The sequence below is a fragment of the Rahnella sp. RcJ3 genome (assembly GCF_009498575.1).
In the GTDB taxonomy this organism is placed as follows: Bacteria; Pseudomonadota; Gammaproteobacteria; order Enterobacterales; family Enterobacteriaceae; genus Rahnella; species Rahnella aceris.
In genome coordinates, this window is the sequence record NZ_QSNX01000015.1 from 89,300 (window position 1) to 112,140 (window position 22,841).

At 49.0% G+C, this 22,841-nt stretch carries 17 protein-coding genes; 13 read left to right on the forward strand and 4 right to left on the reverse strand.

What is annotated here, in order from left to right; all coding sequences use genetic code 11:
* Positions 1-81: 81 nt before the first annotated feature.
* The 3 genes from pgk to tkt all read right to left on the reverse strand — a co-directional run bounded on the left by pgk (position 82) and on the right by tkt (position 4,829).
* The gene (gene pgk / locus DXU84_RS18890) at positions 82-1,245 is read right to left on the reverse strand and encodes a phosphoglycerate kinase (protein ID WP_013576803.1); all 1,164 of its coding nucleotides are present in this window, start codon (positions 1,243-1,245) and stop codon (positions 82-84) included.
* Positions 1,246-1,317: 72 nt separating this feature from the next.
* Complete coding sequence (epd, locus tag DXU84_RS18895) at positions 1,318-2,334, reverse strand: erythrose-4-phosphate dehydrogenase (RefSeq protein ID WP_013576804.1); 1,017 nt, start codon at positions 2,332-2,334, stop codon at positions 1,318-1,320.
* Between the two features lie 500 nt (positions 2,335-2,834).
* The gene (tkt, locus tag DXU84_RS18900) at positions 2,835-4,829 is read right to left on the reverse strand and encodes a transketolase (protein ID WP_013576805.1); all 1,995 of its coding nucleotides are present in this window, start codon (positions 4,827-4,829) and stop codon (positions 2,835-2,837) included.
* A gap of 248 nt (positions 4,830-5,077) precedes the next feature.
* Between tkt and DXU84_RS18905 the strand changes: the two genes are divergently transcribed.
* From DXU84_RS18905 to DXU84_RS18940, 8 genes are all read left to right on the forward strand, one after another.
* On the forward strand, positions 5,078-5,830 hold the full coding sequence (locus DXU84_RS18905) for a M48 family metallopeptidase (protein ID WP_013576806.1): 753 nt from the start codon (positions 5,078-5,080) through the stop codon (positions 5,828-5,830).
* Between the two features lie 554 nt (positions 5,831-6,384).
* A complete protein-coding gene (locus DXU84_RS18910) occupies positions 6,385-6,972 on the forward strand; it encodes a fimbrial protein StkA (RefSeq protein WP_013576807.1) in 588 nt (195 codons plus the stop codon).
* An 80-nt stretch (positions 6,973-7,052) separates the two neighbouring features.
* Positions 7,053-7,787, forward strand: a complete 735-nt coding sequence (locus DXU84_RS18915; RefSeq protein WP_153376510.1) for a fimbrial chaperone — start codon at positions 7,053-7,055, stop codon at positions 7,785-7,787.
* 41 nt (positions 7,788-7,828) lie between these two features.
* Complete coding sequence (locus DXU84_RS18920) at positions 7,829-10,465, forward strand: outer membrane usher protein (protein WP_013576809.1); 2,637 nt, start codon at positions 7,829-7,831, stop codon at positions 10,463-10,465.
* A 34-nt stretch (positions 10,466-10,499) separates the two neighbouring features.
* The gene (locus DXU84_RS18925; protein ID WP_112150880.1) at positions 10,500-11,078 is read left to right on the forward strand and encodes a fimbrial protein; all 579 of its coding nucleotides are present in this window, start codon (positions 10,500-10,502) and stop codon (positions 11,076-11,078) included.
* A gap of 45 nt (positions 11,079-11,123) precedes the next feature.
* Positions 11,124-11,693 carry a fimbrial protein gene (locus DXU84_RS18930; RefSeq protein WP_240433005.1) on the forward strand — a complete coding sequence of 190 codons (570 nt, stop codon included), beginning with the start codon at positions 11,124-11,126 and terminating at the stop codon, positions 11,691-11,693.
* Positions 11,694-11,743: 50 nt separating this feature from the next.
* A complete protein-coding gene (locus tag DXU84_RS18935; protein WP_225444934.1) occupies positions 11,744-12,325 on the forward strand; it encodes a fimbrial-like protein in 582 nt (193 codons plus the stop codon).
* Positions 12,318-13,442 (forward strand): fimbrial protein, encoded by a 1,125-nt coding sequence (locus DXU84_RS18940; protein WP_112150882.1) that lies wholly within the window; start codon positions 12,318-12,320, stop codon positions 13,440-13,442. Before DXU84_RS18935 ends, DXU84_RS18940 begins: the two co-directional genes overlap by 8 nt.
* Positions 13,443-13,513: 71 nt before the next feature.
* Here the strand turns inward: DXU84_RS18940 and speA are convergent, their stop codons facing one another.
* On the reverse strand, positions 13,514-15,496 hold the full coding sequence (gene speA, locus DXU84_RS18945) for a biosynthetic arginine decarboxylase (RefSeq protein WP_013576814.1): 1,983 nt from the start codon (positions 15,494-15,496) through the stop codon (positions 13,514-13,516).
* A gap of 880 nt (positions 15,497-16,376) precedes the next feature.
* Between speA and metK the strand changes: the two genes are divergently transcribed.
* The 5 genes from metK to DXU84_RS18970 form a co-directional block, all read left to right on the forward strand.
* Positions 16,377-17,528: a methionine adenosyltransferase gene (gene metK / locus DXU84_RS18950; protein ID WP_112150883.1), complete on the forward strand. Its 1,152-nt coding sequence runs from the start codon at positions 16,377-16,379 to the stop codon at positions 17,526-17,528.
* 773 nt (positions 17,529-18,301) lie between these two features.
* Positions 18,302-18,787 (forward strand): hypothetical protein, encoded by a 486-nt coding sequence (locus tag DXU84_RS18955; RefSeq protein WP_314520656.1) that lies wholly within the window; start codon positions 18,302-18,304, stop codon positions 18,785-18,787.
* 80 nt (positions 18,788-18,867) lie between these two features.
* Positions 18,868-19,371, forward strand: a complete 504-nt coding sequence (locus DXU84_RS18960; RefSeq protein WP_013576817.1) for a fimbrial protein — start codon at positions 18,868-18,870, stop codon at positions 19,369-19,371.
* 88 nt (positions 19,372-19,459) lie between these two features.
* Positions 19,460-22,153, forward strand: coding sequence for a TcfC E-set like domain-containing protein (locus DXU84_RS18965; RefSeq protein ID WP_153376511.1), 2,694 nt, complete (start codon positions 19,460-19,462; stop codon positions 22,151-22,153).
* The coding region (locus DXU84_RS18970) for a CfaE/CblD family pilus tip adhesin (RefSeq protein WP_305076210.1) at positions 22,150-22,841 on the forward strand (692 nt) is incomplete at its 3' end. The genes DXU84_RS18965 and DXU84_RS18970, both read left to right, overlap by 4 nt.

Sequence of the window (22,841 nt, forward strand, 5' to 3'; positions counted from 1 at the left end):
CTATGTCGCGCGGGCTCCACTGTGCAGCCCCCCGCGCGGCAAAGAAGAACGGACAGCATTATGCTCCCCGTTCAGGGTTCATTACTTCTTAGCACGCTCTTCCAGCATCACAACCGCTGGCAGTGCTTTCCCTTCAACGAATTCCAGGAATGCGCCACCGCCAGTGGAGATATAGGAAATTTTGTCAGCGATACCGAACAAATCGATAGCTGCCAGTGTGTCGCCGCCGCCTGCGATAGAGAATGCATCGCTGTCAGCAATAGCCTGCGCCACAATTTCGGTCCCTTTACGGAAGTTAGGGAACTCGAACACGCCTACAGGACCATTCCACAGAATGGTTTTAGCGTTTTTAATGATCTCAGCCAGGCGGTATGCAGACTCATCGCCCATGTCGAGAATTTGTTCGTCATCTTTGATGTCTTTAACAGACTTCACCGTTGCAACGGCTGTTTCAGAGAACTCAGTCGCCACGCGAACATCGGTAGGAACAGGAATGTCGCAGGTTTCCAGCAATTTGCTTGCGGTGCCGACCAGGTCTGCTTCGTACAGGGATTTACCGACGTTGTTGCCTTGAGCAGCCACGAAGGTGTTCGCGATACCACCGCCAACGATCAGCTGGTCAGCGATTTTAGACAGGGAATCCAGAACGGTCAGTTTGGTAGAAACTTTAGAACCGCCAACGATAGCCACCATCGGACGTGCCGGGTTACCCAGCGCTTTACCCAGTGCTTCCAGTTCTGCAGACAGCAGCGGACCGGCACAGGCGATCGGAGCAAATTTGCCCACGCCGTGAGTAGAAGCTTGCGCGCGGTGCGCGGTACCAAATGCGTCCATCACATAGATGTCACACAGGGCAGCATATTTTTTGGACAGGGCTTCGTCGTCTTTCTTTTCGCCTTTGTTAAAGCGAACGTTTTCCAGAACCACCAGCTCACCTTCGGCAACTTCAACACCATCAAGGTAATCTTTCGCCAGACGTACTGGGGATTTCAGATGCTCTTTCAGGTAATTAACAACCGGCAGCAGAGAAAACTCTTCGTTATATTCGCCTTCAGTCGGACGACCCAGATGCGAGGTAACCATCACGCGTGCGCCTTGTTTCAGGGCAATTTCGATGGTTGGTAAAGAAGCGCGGATACGTGCATCTGACGTTACTTTGCCATCTTTAACTGGCACGTTCAGATCGGCACGGATTAGTACGCGTTTACCCGCTAAATCCAGATCGCTCATCTTAATAACAGACATGGTGAATCCTCTCGTTGATTCTCTTTAAAGTTGCTTGAAGGCCGTTTCGGTCGGGAGACCGGAACAGCCGTACTAGAAACCGCTAGCGGACATTGCCAATGTTGTATCCAACATTCGGTTGGCAAAACCCCACTCGTTATCGCACCAGACCAGTGTCTTAATCAGGTGCTGTCCACTTACCCGCGTCTGCGTTCCATCTACGATGGCGCTATGGGGATCATGGTTAAAATCTGTCGAGACTAATGGTAGTTCGGTATAGTCAACAATACCACGAAAAGCACCTGTTGCAGCCTTTTGCAGCAACTGGTTAACCTCGCCTACCGTCACAGAACCCTCGACAAATACACTCAGATCAATGGCTGTGACATTGATTGTCGGCACACGCACCGAGATCGCTTCAAAGCGATCGCAGAATTTGGGCATGATGCGTGTGATCCCTGCGGCCAGCTTGGTATCGACCGGGATAATGGACTGGCTGGCGGCGCGCGTACGGCGTAAATCCGCATGGTACGCATCGATAACCGGTTGGTCATTCATTGAGGAATGGATGGTCGTTACCGTGCCGGACTCAATGCCAAAAGCATCGTCGAGCAGTTTGATCACAGGGATAATACAGTTGGTGGTGCAGGACGCATTGGACACAATGCGGTGCTGACGTTCGAGCAACTGGTGGTTCACACCGTAAACCACCGTGGCGTCAAGATCATGAGCGCCCGGATGCGCGAACAGAATTTTTTTGGCGCCAGCCGCAAGCTGGGCTTCACCGTCTGCACGGCTGCCATAAACGCCAGTGCAATCAAGCACGACGTCAATGCTCAGTTCGCCCCACGGCAACTGGCTGGCATCAGACTGATGAAGTAAACGGATGGAGTCATCGCCGACGTAAAGGTTTTCACCTTCCTGGCGGACATCCCAGGCAAAGCGCCCGTGGCTGGAGTCGTATTTAAGCAGATGTGCCATGCCTTCAGGACTGGCGATTTCATTGATGGCAATGACGGAGATTTCCGCCCGACGCCCGGATTCGTATAACGCGCGCAATACGCTACGGCCAATGCGACCAAAGCCATTAATTGCAATACGTATTGGCATACATCTCCCTGTTACACGGTTGTTACTCAATATCAGTAACACCTATAGTAATGCAGCGTGCGTTTACGGTGAATCACCATCATCATCTGTCCGCACAATGCATGCGGCAGAAAAGTTTCAGTTTCAGGCACGATAACAACCTGGTGACGATGTTAAGCTCAAATAGCCTGACTGAAACGGTTCAGCTGAGAATAAACCAAACGATGAATAAAAGGAATAATTCGTAGAACAACCCCGCATTAATCGCGCCGATCGCTGAAAAAAACACCAGTCAATTCTGTGTATTCACAGTGATTTTACTTTTTCGTCACCTTTTCGACAGTGATTTTTCGCAAAAAATGACCGAATGAAACATTTTCAGAATGCAGGCAGTGTAACCGAGTCCGCATCAGAAGGGTTTGACCTGCGTCATTTCGTACGAAACTGAGAACCGGCGCATGAAAATGCAGGCGAAAAAAAAGCACCCGAAGGTGCTTTTAAGCGGCTCTAAGAATGCGGGATTACTTCAGTAACGCCTGTGCCTGAGCAACAACGTTATCAACAGTGAAACCGAATTCTTTGAACAACAGTTCTGCTGGCGCAGATTCGCCGAAGCTGTGCATTCCGACGATAGCACCATTCAGGCCAACGTATTTGAACCAGTAATCAGCAATACCGGCTTCAACCGCAACGCGCGCAGAAACGGCTTTCGGCAGGACAGATTCACGGTAAGCCGCGTCCTGTTTGTCGAAGGCATCCGTGGACGGCATAGAAACCACGCGCACTTTAGTGCCCGCTGCAGCCAGTTTGTCTGCCGCTTCTACCGTGATACCGACTTCAGAGCCGGTCGCGATCAGGATCACTTCCGGCGTACCGTCGCAATCTTTCAGCACGTAACCCCCGCGCGCCACGTTGGCCAGCTGTTCAGCGGTACGTGGTTGCTGGGTCAGGTTTTGACGGGAGAAGATCAGGGTAACCGGACCGTCATTACGCTCGATGGCGTATTTCCATGCCACGGCAGATTCAACCTGATCCGCAGGACGCCAGGTGCTCATGTTTGGCGTAACGCGCAGGCTGGCGATTTGCTCAACCGGCTGGTGTGTCGGGCCATCTTCGCCCAGACCGATGGAGTCATGGGTGTACACGAACACGTTGCGGATCTTCATCAGTGCGGCCATACGCACGGCATTACGCGCATATTCCACGAACATCAGGAAAGTCGCAGAGTACGGCAGGAAACCGCCGTGCAGCGCGATACCGTTGGTGATCGCGGTCATACCGAATTCACGTACGCCATAATGGATGTAGTTACCTGCCTGATCGTCGCCGATAGACTTCGAACCAGACCACATGGTCAGGTTGCTTGGTGCCAGGTCAGCAGAGCCGCCCAGGAATTCAGGCAACACTTTACCGAACGCTTCCAGCGCATTCTGGGAGGCTTTACGGCTGGCGATGTTCGCAGGATTAGCCTGCAATTGTTCGATGAATTTCTGTGCTTCGGTTTCCCAGTTTGCTGGCAGCTCGCCGTTCACACGACGTTTGAACTCTTTTGCCAGTTCAGGGTGCGCTTTAGCGTAAGCGTCAAACTTGTCGTTCCACGCAGCTTCTTTGGCTTTGCCGGCTTCTTTCGCGTCCCACTGCGCATAGATATCTTGCGGGATTTCAAACGCCGCGTATTTCCAGCCCAGTGCTTCGCGGGTAGCTGCCACTTCGGCTGCGCCCAGTGCGGCACCGTGTACATCGTGAGTACCGGCCTTGTTCGGCGAACCGAAACCGATCACAGTTTTACACATCAGCAGGGAAGGTTTGTCGGTAACTTTGTGCGCTTCTTCAATAGCCGCTTTGATAGAGTCAGGATTGTGACCATCAACACCACGTACAACATGCCAGCCGTAAGCTTCGAAACGTGCCGCAGTGTCATCGGTGAACCAGCCTTCTACGTGGCCGTCGATGGAAATGCCGTTATCATCATAAAACGCGGTCAGTTTGCCAAGTTTCATGGTACCGGCCAGAGAACACACTTCGTGAGAAATGCCTTCCATCATGCAGCCGTCGCCCAGGAATGCATAAGTCTGGTGATCGACAATGTCATGGCCTGGTTTGTTGAACTGTGCTGCCAGCGTACGTTCTGCGATAGCAAAACCGACGGCGTTCGCGATGCCCTGACCCAGCGGGCCAGTGGTGGTTTCAACGCCAGGCGTATAACCGTATTCCGGGTGGCCCGGGGTTTTCGAGTGCAACTGACGGAAGTTAGCCAGTTCGCTCATCGGCAGATCATAGCCAGTGAGGTGCAGCAGGCTATAAATCAGCATAGAACCATGACCATTGGACAGCACAAAGCGGTCACGGTCAGCCCAGTGCGGGTTAGTCGGGTTGTGATTCAGGTAATCGCGCCACAGCACTTCGGCAATGTCTGCCATGCCCATAGGGGCGCCAGGGTGGCCGGAATTCGCTTTCTGCACGGCATCCATACTAAGTGCGCGAATAGCGTTCGCAAGCTCTTTACGAGAGGACATGTTCTACTCCAGGTCGGATTAAAAAAGCAGTCAAGAAAGTCATTTTCTCAGACTCGGCATTAAAACGGCAATCTCTAATCACTCTCGTGATTAAGTTCACAAAATCCGCTTTTAAATCAGGGCGTTTTTTCGGACTTACACTATAGATCGTGCACTGCGAAAAACCTACCTTAACGCTATCCTTACAACCAGAGCCTTTTTCAGGCTACAGTTTCTGTTTTGTTAACTTTTTCTGGGAACACAAATTGATGAAATTTCACCCTCTTCTGTTAAGCCTTTTTACCGCGTCACTGGTCAGCGGTTGTGCGACCGTCAATACCGACACTTTAATGCAGTCCGGCGCGCAGGCTTATCAGGCGTATACCCTGAGCGATGCCGACGTCAAAACGCTGAGCGTGCAGTCTTGTGAAGAAATGGATAAAAAGGCGCAGATAGCACCCGACAGCAGCGAATACGCACAGCGCCTGAAAAAAATCTCCGCTGCACTGGGCGATAACATTAACGGCACGCCCGCCAACTATAAGGTTTACCTGACCAAAGACGTCAATGCCTGGGCAATGGCCAACGGCTGTATCCGCGTTTACAGCGGCCTGATGGACATAATGAACGACAATGAAGTGGAAGGCGTGCTCGGCCATGAAATGGGCCACGTCGCACTCGGCCACACCCGTAAAGCCATGCAGGTCGCCTACAGCGCCACGGCGGCACGTTCCGCGATTTCGTCACTCGGCGGCGTCAGCGCAACATTGTCACAATCGCAGCTGGCGGATCTGGGCGAGAAATACGTCAATGCGCAGTTCTCGCAGAAACAGGAATCCGAAGCGGATGATTACTCGTTTGATTTGCTGAAAAAACGCGGTATCGACCCGACAGGTCTGGCAACCAGTTTTGAGAAACTGGCAAAACTGGATCAGGGCAGCAGCATCGGCTGGTTTGATGATCACCCGTCTTCAGAAGCACGTGCTAAACATATTCGCGAGCGAATTGCTGCCGGGAAATAATAAAGAGATGCATAACAAGTCATCCTGCGGTTCGTCACTAAAAGCGTCGGGCCTCTGACTTTTAATTTCCGTGCTAATCATCCAGGCACCTTCGGGTGCCTTAATATTTTTCCTTTCTGCCTCCCCTCCTCTTCAGCATGTCATTACACCTGTATGTTATGTAAGCAAACAAAACCTGATTACCTTATCCACCTTCAATAGCACAATTTGTTTATCATTTTCACGGATTTTAAAACTAAATCCATCATATATTTTGATATATATTTCTATGCAGTTTTCCATTTCAATTAGAAAAATCGATCCTTAAGATCTCTTTATCTGATAATTAATAACTTCCCTAAGAATAAAATTCAATACTTAAAAAATAATTATGGGATTCATTACAGATCCCACAATGAAATATTTAGTTACATTCATATTGCAGTGTGTACAACTTGATATAAACAACAACGTAATTATAATTCCTCCTTAGTAAGTCTTTGAAAAAAGCTTATTTAATTCACTACTACTTTTACTTTACTATTTTGTTATTTTCATAATGAAAAGGACATTTCATGAAAAAAATTAAGACGCTCTTCCCTTTATCCGTCTTTTGTCTGGCATTCGGCAGCTTATCTGCCCAGGCAGCGGATTTGGGATTAATTACCTTTGATGGTGCGGTCTCTGACACGACCTGTGAAATCACCACTAACAACGGTATTGCAGCGAATAATGTCACTATCTCAATGCCTGTGGTGACGAAAGCGGCAGTGGATGTCACCACTCGCGCTGCTGGCGGTGTCGGTGCCAAAGAGTTCGAGTTAATGCTGAATGATTGCGCCGAATCAGTGAAAAAAGCCTCCGTCAGCTTCTCTTCACAGCAATTTGCTGAATTGTCCAGCGGTACGCTGAAACCTGATGCTACCGTCTCTGGTAGTGCGCAAAACGTCAGTGTTGCGCTTTACAACAACACAGCAACCAACGTTAGCCAGGTTCTGATCGGCGACCCGACTGATGTGGCACAAAGCGTGGCTCTGGTCGAAGGTCGTGGTGTGTTTGCCTATAAGGCAGCCTATGTACCTAGTGCTGACTGGTCTGCAACAAATAGTGTTCAGTCGGGTAAAGTGAATACTAACGTCACCTTTACTATGAACTACGAATAATATTCAACGTTAATTAATGATTAAGCGTACCCAATGAACAAACAGGTGCGCTTTTATTATAAAATTTAATAGAGGGAAATATGAATTTTATACCGACACCAAAAATTGTTTCATTCTGCCTTGCCGTTCTGGGATTTATTGCTTGTGATGCCTGCGCAGATGTTGTCATTTCTGGTACCCGGATTATTTATCCGGCTCAGGCGAAAGAGATTACGGTGAAACTGGATAACCGCGGTGAAAAAGCCTTGCTGGTTCAATCCTGGCTGGACGATGGCCGCGAGGATGTGAATCCGCAGGAGATGAAAATTCCTTTCCTTGTGACCCCCCCTATTTCACGAATGAACGCCAAACAAGGCCAGACAGTGAAAATTGCCAGCCTTGGGGGCGAATTACCCAAAGATAAAGAAACTGTATTTTGGTTTAACGTTCTTGAAATTCCGCCTAAAGCCAAAAATAGTACCGATGAAAATTTGCTTCAGTTGGCTTTTCGTACCCGCATAAAGTTGTTTTATCGTCCTGAGGGGCTGAAGGGTTCAGCTTCTGAAGCAGCGACGGCATTGACATGGAAAATAGTGAAAAATGGTCAACAGGTTTTTGCAGAAGCGAAAAATGCCACCCCTTACTTTGTCACGGTGAATGAAGCTTTTCTGAATACGAATGGCCGCAAGTACGAACTGGAAACAAAAATGATCGCCCCCGATTCCACTCAGTTGATGAAAGTCGACGGGCTGACGACGACGGTAAACACAGGGAAGATAAATTATACCGCAATTAATGATTATGGCGGAAATATAAAATACGAAGCATCCCTTTAAATAAACCCTGACGCCATCTGATTCATAAAAAAAGCAATATTATGAAAAAAAATAAAATCACAACGGGATTATTACTGCTTCCATTGACTATAGGCGTCAGCGCTGTGTGGTCACCCAGGTCCGTGGCGGAAACTGCGGTTACCAATGATAAATTCGATGAGCAAGTTGGAGATGATGATGAAAATGTAGAGTTTGATAGTCAGTTTCTCTACAGCACAGCAAACAGTGAAAAAATAGACACCCGCCGTTTTAGCAAGGGCAATCCTGTTGTGCCAGGCGTTTACAGCGTCGGTATTTTTATTAACGGTTCATTAAAACTAAACTCTAAAGTCAATTTCGTTGATAACGGGACGAATATTGCCAGCCCGTGTCTCACGCAAAAATTGCTTGAGCAGTTAGATATCCTCATCGATATCGATAAAGAAGATACTGCAGATATTTCGCCGGAAGGCGGGGAAACAACGTGCATTAATCTGACCGAAAAACTCAGTCATTCAAAGGTCAAATTCAATTCATCGGAACAACGCCTGGATATTACTATTCCGCAGATTTATCTCGCAAAACGTCCTTCTGGTTATGTCAATCCGGCTCTGTGGGAAGAAGGCATTCCAGCGTTCATGCTGTCTTACGACATGAATGCCTACCGTTCAAGCGCTGACGGAGATTCTCGCGACAGCGCCTATGCAGGGCTGAATTATGGCGCGAACTTATCTGGCTGGCGTTTTCGTGCCAGAGGTTCAACCAACTGGGATCAGGAAAATGGCCTGTCCTATACCAGTCAGGATGCTTATGTTCAGCACGATATCACCGGATTAAAAGCCCAGTTCGTTTTGGGTGATACTTACACTCAGGGCGATGCCTTTGATTCCATCAATCTGAGAGGATTCAGGGTGTTCAGTGACAGCCGCATGCAACCGGGTTCATCTAACAACTATGCGCCAGTGATCCGCGGCACCGCAAACAGTAATGCGAAAGTGACTGTCCGCCAGAGCGGTACGGTGATTTATGAAACCACCGTACCGCCGGGACCTTTTGCTCTTGATGACATTAACCCAACGGGTTATGGCAACAGTATAGACGTGACAGTAGAAGAATCAGATGGCACCCGGCGTTCTTTCTCAGTGCCCTTCTCCTCGGTCACACAGATGTTACGCCCCGGTAATAGCCGCTGGGATGTAGGCTTCGGCAAACTCAATGAGAGTTCATCCAGCAACTCCCCCGAGGTGGCGGTGCTGACTGGCTATTATGGGATCAATAATACCTTCACCGGCTATGCCGGTGCTGAAGCGATGTCATCGGACTACCTTGCCCTGCTGACAGGGGTTGCGATGAATACCCCGGCGGGTGCATTTGCCTTCGACATTACCCACTCCCGTGCCGATATCGACGACGACCGGTCACTCGACGGTCAGAGCTATCGAATCTCTTACAATAAGCTGTTGACTGAAACCAATACGTCGCTGAATGTTGCGGCTTACCGATTTTCGACACAGGACTATCTGAGCTTACGCGATGCCGCTTCACTTCAGGATGAACTCAGCCGGGATCCAATGAATGAAGAGGAAACTTTTAAAAATTACGACAGAATGAAAAACCAGATACAAATTAATGTTAACCAGCCTCTGGAATATCGTGAACAAAGTTATGGTTCTCTTTATATGACGGGCAGTTGGGAAACTTACTGGAATCAAAATAAGAAAACGTCTCAGTTTTCTCTCGGATATAACAATAGCTATCGTTGGGCAAACTATAGTATTTCCCTTCAGCGTGAGTATAACGAGAATGGCGACCAGGATAATCGACTGTATGTTAATCTGAGTATTCCTCTGGAAAACATTTTCACGCAGGGTAAACGTCCCGGTGGATTTACCAACCTAAATGCCGGCATAAGCACTGACTTTAAAGGCTCCTCGCAAATGGACATGAGTGCTGGCGGTTATAGCGAGGATAATCGCTACAACTACAGCGTTAATACGTCATCTTCACTCGCCGACTCAGAGAATTTAAATCAAATTGGCGGATACGGAAGCTATAACAGCGCTTACGGCCCCGTGAGTCTTTCCGCCTCTTTAACCGATGACGGAGGACGGCAGGCTTCCTTCGGCTCCAGCGGAGGTATGGTTATTCATGCTGACGGGATTACATTTGCTCCCGGAAACATCAATGACTCCGATACGCTGGCACTGGTCAGCGCCAAAGGGGCGAAGGGCACAAAAATGAGTACGGGTGAAGGTCGGATTGACAGTAACGGATATGCAATCACACCTTATCTTTCACCCTATCAGGAAAATACGGTGGGTCTGGACATCAGCACACTGGAGGCAGACGTTAATATTGTTAATACCAGCACGATTACCTACCCGCGCAGTGGTTCAGTGGTATTAGTTAATTTCGAAACCGATGAAGGCCGCTCAGTTATTATGGAGTTGCAACGTTCCGATAACGGATTCATTCCTTTAGGTGCTGATGTTTTTAATGATAAAAACATCCTCGTGGGAAATATGGGCCAGGGCGGAATGGCTTTCATTCGCGGTATCGATGATAAAGGGATACTGCATGTTGTCTGGGGAAGTCAGTCTGACCAATCCTGTCAGATTAATTATTCCATCCCGGAAACCCCAGAAAAAGTGAACATGACAATCATGTTAAAAAATATCCTTTGCACAATCACCCATTGATTTCCGGGTAAATAGAATAAACAGGAGAAAAAGAATGAGAAAGGGATACAGAATATCATTCTCGATATTTTCAGCTTTATTTATCAATATGAACATGACACCGACTTTCGCACAAAATGTTAACGTTACTTTTAGCGCTAATATTATTGAAACGACGTGTGAAATGAGACTGGAAGGCGGTTCAGGAAATGGCATTAACAATACCATTCCTGTTGGTTCGGGCGGAAAGGTGGGGTTAGATAAAATTATTGCCGGTGATAATGCTGCTACGGCAACCTTCAAAATAAAAATTGTGGAATGCCCGGCGGGAGTCACATCGATTAAAACCACCATAAGGGGTACGCAGTCAAATTATGTTAACACACTGATTAGTAATGGAGTTTCAGGTGAAGGGGCATCCTCCTTTTTGGGCGTTTCTATTGCACGTGCCTCGGCGTCAAACCAGCCTTTTGTGATTAATTCCACCAATGACAGTCAGCGGCTCAACTGGAGCAGCGCAGAAATCAATGCAAAAGAGGTCACCCTGATTTCACGCCTGCAAGAAACGCAAGCAAATAAAGGAACAACGGGGAATTTCAGCGCCGTTGCCACCTTTAACTTTAACTATGAATAAAATAGAAAAAACAGGTTATGAAAGATCTGCATGGAGAAAAATAACGTGAAACCCAAACAAATTTTACTGCTTTCAGCAGCATTCATCATGACGTGTTCAGCACATGCCGTTGAGCTCACGCCGACTGAAAATTTAACCGCTACTTTTACTTCTACTATTGAAGCAGGGACTTGTGCTGCCCAGATTCAAAACTCATCAGGGACACCGACATCCGCCATTAACTTTAATGATGTCTATAAATCAGAACTGAAACAGAAAAGTAAAATTCAGCCTTTTAAACTGGTTTTCAGCGATTGCTCCGGCGTTAAATCCGCCGAGATCACCGCCAACCCAACAGCAGGAGCCTGCTCCGGTACCGGAGCCAGTGGTGATTCATTTGCCAACAATGGCGGCACTGCAGCGGCGACTGCGGTTGAACTCTGGCGGAATGCACCTGACAGCGGCACTCAGTTCAGTTGTGTCGACAGAGCCACACCGCAAACGGTCACACTCACCACTGCGGGCACAACCCTGAATATGAATGCCCGAATGGTGATTGCAGCAGGCAGTACACTATCAAATGTTACCTCAGGGAACTTTATTGCACCGATCACGTTTGTGATTATCTATCAATAAATCGCCGAGCAAAGACTAATGGAAGGAATATGATAAATCACCCGGTGAATATGAATAACACATTATTACGCTTGTTAACGGTATTAGCCGTGGGGTTTCCTTTCGTCACCAGTGCGGAAAGTGATCTCAACCTGAATATACAAGCTAATATTCTCGAGACGACCTGCCAGTTAACCGTACAAAATGGCGGCGCCATTCATTTACCTACCGTTAGCGTCAATTATTTTGATGATCGCGGTTCCCCGCCTGCGCCAATATTACCCACCGATCAGCTGGGCGGTTATCCGTTCACTGTTAGCCTGAGCGAATGCACGGATGTGATAGAGAATGTTCATTTCAGTTTTGCCCCGCAATCAGGAAATTTCGCACCTGGCTCTAAACAGGTATTTATCAGCGAAACAGACGGTGCAGCAGATGGCGCCGATAACGTGGGCCTGGTGATATTTTCCCAGAAATACAACACCAATGTGCTGGAGGCAGACGGTTCTTCCGATGTGAATTTCCCGATAAACGCCGCAACACCCGTTGCTGAAATAACGGACTATCACTTCTATACACGTTATCAGAATACAGGTGCTGTCTCAGCAGGCCGGGTTACATCAAAAGTATTAGTGAGTGTTAGCTATGAATAATCATTTACCTTTTAATACAGTGTATATACGGTCGTCTCGTTTCATCCGTACATTCATTTTTACCGCTTTATTAGTACTAACGGGGGATTTAACCGTTAAACCGGCTGAGGCGGCAGTAGAATGTTATTTCAGGGATGCCCCCTACACCGCAACATTAAGCTTTTCCGGCTCTGTGGTTTCCCTGTTACCGCACGTGGCCAGGACGCAAATGATTACGGACTTAAATCAAAAAGCAACCACAACTAAGAATGCGCGTACCGATTGTAGCCCGGGTGATTCTGGTGAGATTTTATATGGGATCGCCGGCGCCATTCCTCAGGTTGACGATTACGCGGGTGTTTCCCCCAGTGCGGGGTTATATGCCACCAATATCCCGGGGATCCTCTATTCAGTTCAAATCAGAGGCACCGGGGCCAGTTACAGAGTTCAAGCTTTTATGCCTTATTTTTTCTCTGACAATGAAACCACGGCACAGAATACCACCAATTTGGAAAACTCAATGGATGGGGGTCAGTGGTATGATTACTATATTGTGCTTTTTCAGACCCCCCAGTTCACCGGTATACCCGCAGGTGTAACCTCCATTCGACCGGCTTCGGCGGGTTATATTGGTGGATTCAGGGTGGGTAAGGAGGACATTAACAACCATCGTATTAGTCTGAATATGAGTACTTTCTCCTTCCCCGTGCAAACGCCAACCTGTACTGCGCTGGTCAGCAGTGCGGGCGGCGGTACTATCCCGCTGGGGGATTACAGTGCAGCAAAAGTCAATTCAGGGGCTACCAGCGTGACGAAATTCAGCCTGAATGCTTCCGGCTGTACGAATGTGAACATGTTTAAAACCCGGATGACGACGAATATTGTCGCGCCGGGGAACAATATGTTGTTGGGTAATTCAGTGACATCAAATGCGGCAACGGGTGTGGGTGTGAAAATTACCACAGGTTCTGGCAGCCAGTTGAAACCTAACGACACCAATTCCGTTTACTCAGTGACTGATTTGAATATGCCCTCATCTAAACAATTACAATTCAACGCGCAACTGGTCGGCGATTCCAGGAGTATTTCGGTAGGACGCTTCTCTGCCACCGGTACTTTTGTTGTCAATTATGAATAGTAAAAAAATGGCGAAGGAGGACCCCTTCGCCATATTATTGTGACGGTAATACGACGTATTATTTCAACGAATTACTCATCTTCTTCCAGATACGTATAACCGTATAATCCGGATTCAAACTCTTCAACAAACTGCGCCTGCAATTCCGCATCCAGATCAGTTTCTTTTACCTGATCGCGGAAACGGGCCAGCAACACATTCGGGTCCAGTTGCACGTATTCCAGCATGTCCGCCACGGTATCGCCTTCGTCGGACTGCTGCACTTCAATGCTGCCGTCAGGGAAGACAAAGACATCTACTGCTGCAGTATCGCCGAACAGGTTATGCATGTTGCCGAGAATTTCCTGATACGCACCGACCATAAAGAAGCCCAGCACCGGCGGATTCTCAGGGTCGTACGGCGGCATCGGCATGGTTGTGGCTACGCCGTCACCGTCGATGTAGTGATCAATAGTGCCGTCGGAATCACAGGTGATGTCCAGCAGCACAGCACGACCTACCGGTGGCTTATCCAGACCTTCCAGCGGCAGCACCGGGAACAACTGATCAATACCCCACGCATCCGGCATAGACTGGAACAGCGAGAAGTTGACGTACAGTTTGTCCGCCATACGTTCCTGCAATTCGTCAATGATCGGACGGTGTGCACGGTTGCTCGGATCCAGCTGATCCTGAATTTTGTTGCAGATATTCAGGTAGATATCTTCCGCCCAGGCGCGCTGCGTCAGATCCAGAATACCGTGTGCGTATTGCGAATGGACATCATGCAAATCCATCTGGCTGTCGTGCAGCCATTCACGCAATGAGCGACGGTTTTCCGGATCGTGCATTTCGTTCCAGGTATCCCACATGCTACCCAGCGCGCGCGGTGCATCATCTTCAGGCGCAACCGGCTCTTTGAACTCGTTACGTTCAACACCAATCACATTGGAGACCAGCACGGTATGGTGCGCGGTCACGGCGCGGCCAGACTCGGTGATCACCGTCGGGTGTGGCAGGCCATGTTCGTTACAGGCATCGCCGATACCCCAGATGACGTTGTTAGCGTATTCATTCAGGCCATAGTTCACCGAGCAGTCAGACTGCGAACGGGTGCCTTCGTAATCCACGCCCAACCCCCCACCCACGTCGAAGCACTGAATGTTGACGCCCAGCTTGTGCAGTTCAACGTAGAAACGCGCAGACTCACGCACGCCGGTCGAGATATCACGGATATTCGCCAGCTGTGAACCCAGATGGAAATGCAGCAGTTGCAGGCTTTCCAGACGCCCTGCTTCACGCAGCATTTCGACCAGTTGCAGAACCTGAGAGGCCGCCAGACCGAATTTGGATTTCTCGCCGCCGCTGGACTGCCATTTACCGGAGCCCTGCGAGGAAAGACGTGCACGCACACCCAGACGTGGGATCACGTTCAGACGTTCGGCTTCTTCCAGCACCAGTTTAATCTCAGTCATCTTCTCGATAACCAGATATACCTTGTGACCGAGCTTCTCACCGATCAGCGCCAGACGAATATATTCGCGGTCTTTATAGCCGTTACACACGATCACGGAACGGGTCATCCCGGCGTGCGCCAGAACGGCCATCAGTTCAGCTTTCGAGCCGGCTTCCAGACCCAGCGGTTCACCGGATTCCACCAGCGATTCGATCACGCGGCGATGCTGGTTAACCTTAATCGGATAAACCAGGAAGTAGTCACCCTCATAACCGAACGATTCACGCGCACGTTTGAACGCAGCGTTAATCGAACGCAGACGGTGCTGCAAAATTTGTGGGAAACAGAACAGTGCCGGCAGACGCTGACCGTCCTGCTCACGCATGTCTTTCACCAGTTGTGCCAGATCAACACGGGCAGAAGGCTCGTCAGGATCCGGGCAGACACTGATGTGGCCCAGTTCGTTGACGTCAAAATAGTTGTTACCCCAATAGGCAACGTTGTAAGTGCGCAGCATCTTGCTGGCATCACGATCGTTCACGGCAACCTCCTGCATGGAGCGCAAAGAAACAGTATCGCCCGCGTGTGACGGACGGTGGGACTGGATGTCATCAGACATAGGTAAATCCTCTTTCTATACTGACAACATGGCCAGCCACTATCGCAGTAACAACAGGTGAGAACAACCCGCAAGGCTGGCTTTCAGACAGGATAAAACCCTGCGAGCCACAGCCACGGGACTGTTTTCTACTCATATCATTGTAAAACACGTTTTTAGACTCCGTGTAACGAGTCGGGAGAAATCAGGGGTGGATGCCCCGGGAGATTGCAGGCTACATCAGTTATATGTCGGGAATGCGATGTTCACGCAGACCTGAGCTTACTGAGTAGCGTACCGATGTCGGTGACTGACCTGTCTGTAATCAGGCTGTCTGAAACATCGCAGAGATGACAGACGCTTTTCTGAATGAAGGTCTGAAAGAAGTGCTGCAGAACGCAATAAAGGCTGCAGGGGATGCTGTTGAAATGTTACAAACGGTAAAAAGTGGGTCATTAAACTAACCACCTCCACACGTGCCACGCATCACCCGCGGGCATTCGAGCTGAGAAAACAGTAATTACTGGAATACGCTGCTTCTGCAGGGCCTGCAGAAATGTGCATAGCGCGCGCCGTTTATACCGATAACACGCTGTAAATGCAAAATGAAAATGCAGTACAAATAGTTTCAGACCGTGAATATCACTGCAAACCCGCACAATAACACCCACTCCGTCACAAAAATGACTGGCATTCAGAACGCCTGCTATCCTAAAATAGCCATCCAGATGTTAATCCGTCCACACGCTTGGGTGGTTTAACGCGCAAACTGCTTCAAGGCTTTGCCTAATGGGGACATGCAGGACGCATTGCGACAATGGCGAGCTCTGCTCCTCATCTGCCAGTCTCCCCAGTGCTATGCAGTGATATCTAACCCGTCGTATGTAAGGTAAAGAACATAATGGCTAAACATCTCTTCACGTCCGAATCCGTTTCGGAAGGACATCCAGATAAAATCGCTGACCAGATTTCCGACGCGGTACTGGACGCAATTTTAGAGCAAGACCCAAAAGCACGTGTTGCATGTGAAACTTATGTCAAAACCGGCATGGTCCTGGTTGGCGGTGAAATCACCACCAGCGCATGGGTCGACGTTGAAGAAATCACACGCCAGACTGTTCGTGAAATTGGTTATATCCATTCCGACATGGGTTTCGACGCCAATTCCTGCGCAGTGCTGAGCGCTATTGGTAAGCAATCTCCGGATATCAATCAGGGCGTTGACCGTACTGATCCGCTGGAACAAGGTGCGGGCGACCAGGGTCTGATGTTTGGTTATGCGACCAACGAAACCAGCGTACTGATGCCAGCGCCTATTACTTATGCTCACCGTCTGGTGCAGCGTCAGGCTGAAGTGCGCAAATCAGGCACCCTGTCATGGCTGCGTCCGGATGCGAAAAGCCAGGTCACTTTCCAGTATGACGAAGGCAAAATCGTCGGTATCGATGCCGTGGTATTGTCTACTCAGCACTCTGAAGACATCTCGCTGAAAGATTTGCAGGAAGCGGTGATGGAAGAAATCATCAAACCTGTCCTGCCAGCAGAATGGCTGAACGCCGGTACCAAATACCACATTAACCCGACTGGCCGTTTCGTTATCGGTGGCCCGATGGGTGACTGCGGTCTGACCGGTCGTAAAATCATCGTGGATACCTACGGCGGCATGGCCCGTCACGGTGGCGGTGCGTTCTCTGGTAAAGATCCGTCGAAAGTTGACCGCTCAGCGGCCTACGCGGCACGTTATGTGGCGAAAAACATCGTGGCTGCCGGTCTGGCAGATCGTTGCGAAATCCAGGTGTCTTACGCTATCGGCGTGGCAGAACCGACTTCCATCATGGTGGAAACCTTCGGTACCGGTAAAGTCTCCAACGAACAACTGACCCTGCTGGTGCGCGAGTTCTTCGACCTGCGTCCGTACGGTTTGATCCAGATGATGGATCTGTTGCACCCTATCTATAAAGAAACCGCCGCATACGGTCACTTTGGTCGTGAACATTTCCCTTGGGAAAAAACCGACAAAGCCGCTCAGTTGCGTGAAGCCGCAGGTTTATAAGAAACCCACGCGTCATAAAATCTCTCAAACCCCGCCCCAGGCGGGGTTTTTTATTGCCCCTTATTCCCCTTTCGTTTCTTATTCCTTTCTTTTTCGCCATTTAAATACCCAAACAGCTTACAACAACCGTTAACCGAAGATGTTATATCTAAATGATTTTAATGGATAATTTCAAAATCACGTTTATATTCATTTAACTTAATACATCATGTAGATGTGCGCCAGTTTGAAATTAGCCGTCTTCATTTAGTTAACATTCACGATTATAAAAACAAAATAACGAATAAAATCCCTTCATAATCATGAAAGTGAAAATCATGCCAAATGTTATATTTATGTTGAATATCATTTATAGCCAAATAAATAACACAAATAGCTAATTTGCATGCCATTGACCTGAACATTCATTGAATCTATTATTCACCCCATCGAAAGCAACCAAACAAATATCAAGTAAAAGGAATTAACGAAATCTTCTTCAGGATAGCGACTTATTAAACATTGAGAAAATGACAATGCCATTAACAAAATTGAAATCATGGGTAATGATTTTAGCGGCTTCCCCATTACTTTTATCAGCATCATCATTTGCAGGAATAAGCGTCTACCCTATTTCGGTTCCTATGCAGAAAAGCGGTGGTGCACAAATTAGCGTAACAACAAACTCCGCCACCACGGAATATGTAAAAACGACGGTAAAGAAAATAAATAACCCGGCAACGCCGCAGGAAAATGAAACAACAATAACTCAGTCATCTGGTAACGGTATTGTTGTGACACCGGAGAAATTCGGACTGGCACCCGGCACCACCCGAATTATACGTCTGATTAATATTCAGCAACCGCAAACAGAAGAAGCCTATCGCGTTTACTTTGAAGGTGTTCCGGGGCTGAATAATAACGGTGGGAAAAGTGACCAGAAGAATCAGACCAAACTCGGCATCAGCATGATCTGGGGCGTACTGGTTACCGTCCCGCCTGCCGCACCGCGACTAGACTTCACGCTGGATCCGGCGACTCGCGTGGTGAGCAACACCGGCAATATTCATCTTAAAATTAACAGTATCGGTTTATGTCCTCAGCAACTCACTGATGACGGATGTAAATGGAGTAAACCGGTAAAAAATAGCATTTACCCTAATCAGCGCGCAACGTTATCTCCGGAATTATTTAAAGGAAATAATTACCGTGTGGTGAAAGTGAAATACTTCAACTGGACAGATAAAACCGTTGGCGTAAAAGAATTCAGCGCAAAATAGATCTCATTATTTTACGTAAAGAATAACTCTTGTTATAAACCCCGCATAGCAATATGCATCTTCTTAATTAGGAATTAAAAATGAAATCAATTATCAAACCACTGCTGGTCACTGCAATCATGGGCTTCGCTATTAACGCTTCTGCTGTACAGAAAGATATTACTGTGACTGCAAACGTTGACGCCACTCTGGATATGACCACTGACACTGGCGAAGTATTACCTTCTACGATGGAAATGACTTATATGCCTGGCGTAGGTCTGGAACCTGTTACACAGATGACCAAGATCTATTCTAACGATGCTGAAAAAGATGTGAACATCAACCTGGCAGGTACCCCGCAATTAATGGATACCGTGGGTACCAACCCAAATATCCCACTGACTGTTAAATACGGCGAACTGACCCTGACTCAGGCTCAGCAGACCATGGCTGCAACTACCCTGTTCCCGAACGGCGATACCACTAACGGTTCCATCATTCAGCCTCTGAAAGTCAGCCAGACCACTCAGGCACCTGTTGCTTCCGGTAACTACAGCGGCGTTGTCAGCGTGGTACTGACTCAGGCAACTGAAACGCCATAAGCGTTCATTCCACCTGAATCACTCCTCATCGGCCTGTTAATCAGGCCGATTCTTTTCACCTCTCAGATTTTTGAATAAAGGAAAAATAATGAAACCTAACTTGAAAGTGTCACTTTGCTTTCTGGCAATTCATTTTGCTTTATTCAGCAATCTTGCTTTAGCTGGCTCTGACGTTCCTCCGGGTTTCGAAGAGCTGGTCTCAGGTCAGAACGTCTGGCTGAACGTCAATCTGCTCGGCCAGTCTGCCGGCTTATTTGAAGCCAACGTCACACTGGAAACCATACAGTTTAAAGACCCGCAGGCGGTACTTACCGCACTGAATCTGCCGCTGAAAACTGGCACGCCGGATTACCAGAAAATGCTGGCGACCTTGTCTGCGCCGCTTCCCCGCCATGGCAACCTGGCCTGCAGCAGCAATGCCGACGCCAGGGGCTGTGGTTATCTGGAAACCGACTCGCTGGCGCTGATTTACGATGAAAACAACAGCGCCGCCGACGTCTTTGTCAGCAAAGCACTGGTGCCTGATGCTGATAAAAAAGCCCTTTATTACACCCCGACCGCGCAGACTGAAAATGCCTTAATTCATCAGCAAACCCTGAACGTGGCAGCGCAGGATCAATACCAGAGTCTGTCACTACAAGGCGCCGGCGCACTGGGCGTGCTGACCAGCGGCTATGTGGGTTTCGACTGGTCGCTTGATTCTTACAAAAGTGACGACAGTGACAGCCAGACAGTATCTGTCGATGATCTCTATTTCCGCCAGAGCTTAGGCAAGCGCCACTACGTGCAGGCCGGACGCATGGACTCACGCGACCTTTCCAGCAATCTGGGCGGTAATATCAGTTTCTCGCTGTTACCGCTGAATGCGATCGATGGCGTCCGTGCCGGGAGTTCCCTGAGCTACCTGAATCTTGATGAAGCCAGCAAAGGTTCACCGCTGGTGGTACTGCTTTCCAGCAAATCCCGCGTCGATGCTTATCGCGGCAATCAGTTGCTCGGCACGTTTTATCTCAATAACGGTTCAAATACGCTGGATACCGGCAACTTCCCGAGCGGCAGTTATGCCGTCACCCTGCGAATTTATGAGAATAACCAGCTCGTGCGCACCGAAACCCAGCCGTTTACCAAAACGGGCGGGATCAGTGACGGGCATATGCAATGGTTTGTACAGGCCGGTGAAACGGCAGATAACAAAGTCGTCAGCTCAACAGATGACGAAGAAAATGACAGCACATCACGCAAACCAGTGATGCAAGCCGGTGCGCGTCTGCCGGTGTTTGCCGAGCTGACAGCGACGGCAGGTATTGCCAATACCGATAATGAAAATTATGGCGAAGCGGGCCTGCAATGGACACACGGTTTTAACGGAAAAGTGATCGACGGCGTGCTGGATATGCAGACCAGCGTGTTTAGCGGCACAGACGGTTCCAAAGGTAACGTTGAGCAAATCAGCTACAACGACGGTTTTTCCATGAGCGTCTATCGCAATGCCGCATACGGTAAAAGCTGCACCAGTGCCGATGTCGGGGAAAATGATTATGCGGATATTGGCTGCTACGAATCAATTAACGCCACACTTTCCGTGCCGGTTAAGGGCTGGTCTGCCTCTCTGGGCTACACTTACAATAAAAATACCAGTCTCTCACCGGACTCTGCGACGTACGATCCTTCAAAACCTTTTGAAGACAACATGATCAACAATACCGAATCGCAGAGTACATCCAAAACCTTGCAACTGAGCCTGAATAAAAGCTTCAACTGGAAACAGATGACGATCACCACGCGTTTTGGTGGCTACCGTCGTCAGAGCAGCAGTGACAGCGATAGTGACAAAGGTGTCTACGTCGGCTTCTCCCTGTCACGTAATACGCCAAAAGATGCGCAGCTTCGCAGCAGCAACACTTCATTCAGCACCGATTATCAGGGCAGCCAGAACGGCGATGCGCAGATGACGTATAACGCCAGTCAGAACTGGGACTGGGGCAGCAATAACGACCGCGAACTGGGTATTGACGTGGGCGGCACAGATACCGATAACGCTAACGCCTCGGTTCATGGCCGTCTCAATGGCCAGTATGGCGAAGGCGAACTGACCGTTTCCGACAGCTATGACAATGAGCAAAAAACCCATCAGGGCGCAGTGACCGGCAGCTACAGTTCTTCCGTTGCGGTATCTAAATCCGGCTTCTTCTGGGGGCCAGGCGGTACAGGCTCACCGGGTGCTGCGGTAGCTGTGAAGGTGAAAGGCAGTAATGAAGAAGAGGCGGATGCCGCAGATGACGCACTGATCGACGTTTCAGTTCAGGGCGGCGGCGCGGCCCACATGAAACAGAACAGCAAAGCGTTATTCCCGGTGACCGGTTTTGAAGAAGGCAAGGTGTCCGTTGATGAAAGCCGTGATGTCAGTTCAGGTAGCCAGGCCAGCATTACACAGGGCGCAGGCAGCCAGAAATTGTTCCTCCTGCCGGGGAAAATGAAAGTACGCGAAGTGACGATGGAATCGCATTATACCTATGCCGGACAACTGGTTACCGCCACGGGTGAACCGTTAACCCAGGGCATCCTGCTCAATGCCAATGCCTTCAGCAGCTCAGAAGACGGTGGCTTTACCGCAGAAATGACCTCGTTAGCGAAGAACCTGTATCTGCGCAGTGGCACTCAGAATTACCAGTGCGCAGTCACCGTGCAGTCGAGCCGCGATGTCGTGCGTTATGTGGGTAAAACGTTGTGCAAACCGGTTCAGCCTGCGGATTTACCTGCTGCGATTCGAGAAAGAAAATGAAACATAAACAACTTCTGACTGCTTTATTTATTTCACTGAGCACCCTGTTAGCCACGTTGTCCGATGCGCAGGCTGACACGGTTGCTCCGTTGGATCACAGCATCAATACAGAACTGAACATCGCGAAGGGTACCGCATCAACGGTAAATATCTGGACACAAGAAAGCGGCGGATACGACTCGACTAATTCCGGTCGCTGGGGCCTTAACTACTGGGCCTGCACGTCAAGCACCAGCGATGAAAATGGTAAATGCCCAACGGGTAAAGGCGGATATGCCGCCTATCTGCCGGTTTATCTTAAATTTACGGAAAAGCGCAGTGGCGCAACGCAGACTCTCGAATTGCAGGGAACACGCGAAGCCTACTGGTATAACGGAAATTGCGCGATGTATGGCGATCCTAAGCCCATGAATCAAAGCGCACAAAACTCCTGCAGCGGTGATTCAACAGATGGTGTTAACTTAACCCTGAAAATCCCTGCCGCCGAACTCAATAAGTTACCGGTTGGCGGCATCTGGACTGCTCAGCTAAAAATTCTTCTCCATAACAGCAGCGAAACCGAGGTTTATCACTGGGATTCCAACATCACAGTCAATCTCACCGACAACAATAACCAGCAAATCTATTTACCCGAATTTGGCGAAGCCGCACCGCGCGTTGACCTTAACCTGCGCCCGCTGCCCGGCAC

What these genes read in the sequence shown, in the direction of transcription:
- epd (WP_013576804.1), bottom strand. Translation starts at nt 2,334, where the DNA reads ATGCCAATACGTATTGCAATTAATGGCTTTGGTCGCATTGGCCGTAGC.
- DXU84_RS18960 (WP_013576817.1), top strand. Translation starts at nt 18,868, where the DNA reads ATGAAATCAATTATCAAACCACTGCTGGTCACTGCAATCATGGGCTTC.
- DXU84_RS18915 (WP_153376510.1), top strand. Translation starts at nt 7,053, where the DNA reads ATGAATTTTATACCGACACCAAAAATTGTTTCATTCTGCCTTGCCGTT.
- DXU84_RS18920 (WP_013576809.1), top strand. Translation starts at nt 7,829, where the DNA reads ATGAAAAAAAATAAAATCACAACGGGATTATTACTGCTTCCATTGACT.
- speA (WP_013576814.1), bottom strand. Translation starts at nt 15,496, where the DNA reads ATGTCTGATGACATCCAGTCCCACCGTCCGTCACACGCGGGCGATACT.
- DXU84_RS18925 (WP_112150880.1), top strand. Translation starts at nt 10,500, where the DNA reads ATGAGAAAGGGATACAGAATATCATTCTCGATATTTTCAGCTTTATTT.
- tkt (WP_013576805.1), bottom strand. Translation starts at nt 4,829, where the DNA reads ATGTCCTCTCGTAAAGAGCTTGCGAACGCTATTCGCGCACTTAGTATG.
- pgk (WP_013576803.1), bottom strand. Translation starts at nt 1,245, where the DNA reads ATGTCTGTTATTAAGATGAGCGATCTGGATTTAGCGGGTAAACGCGTA.
- DXU84_RS18905 (WP_013576806.1), top strand. Translation starts at nt 5,078, where the DNA reads ATGAAATTTCACCCTCTTCTGTTAAGCCTTTTTACCGCGTCACTGGTC.
- DXU84_RS18935 (WP_225444934.1), top strand. Translation starts at nt 11,744, where the DNA reads ATGAATAACACATTATTACGCTTGTTAACGGTATTAGCCGTGGGGTTT.
- DXU84_RS18940 (WP_112150882.1), top strand. Translation starts at nt 12,318, where the DNA reads ATGAATAATCATTTACCTTTTAATACAGTGTATATACGGTCGTCTCGT.
- DXU84_RS18965 (WP_153376511.1), top strand. Translation starts at nt 19,460, where the DNA reads ATGAAACCTAACTTGAAAGTGTCACTTTGCTTTCTGGCAATTCATTTT.
- metK (WP_112150883.1), top strand. Translation starts at nt 16,377, where the DNA reads ATGGCTAAACATCTCTTCACGTCCGAATCCGTTTCGGAAGGACATCCA.
- DXU84_RS18910 (WP_013576807.1), top strand. Translation starts at nt 6,385, where the DNA reads ATGAAAAAAATTAAGACGCTCTTCCCTTTATCCGTCTTTTGTCTGGCA.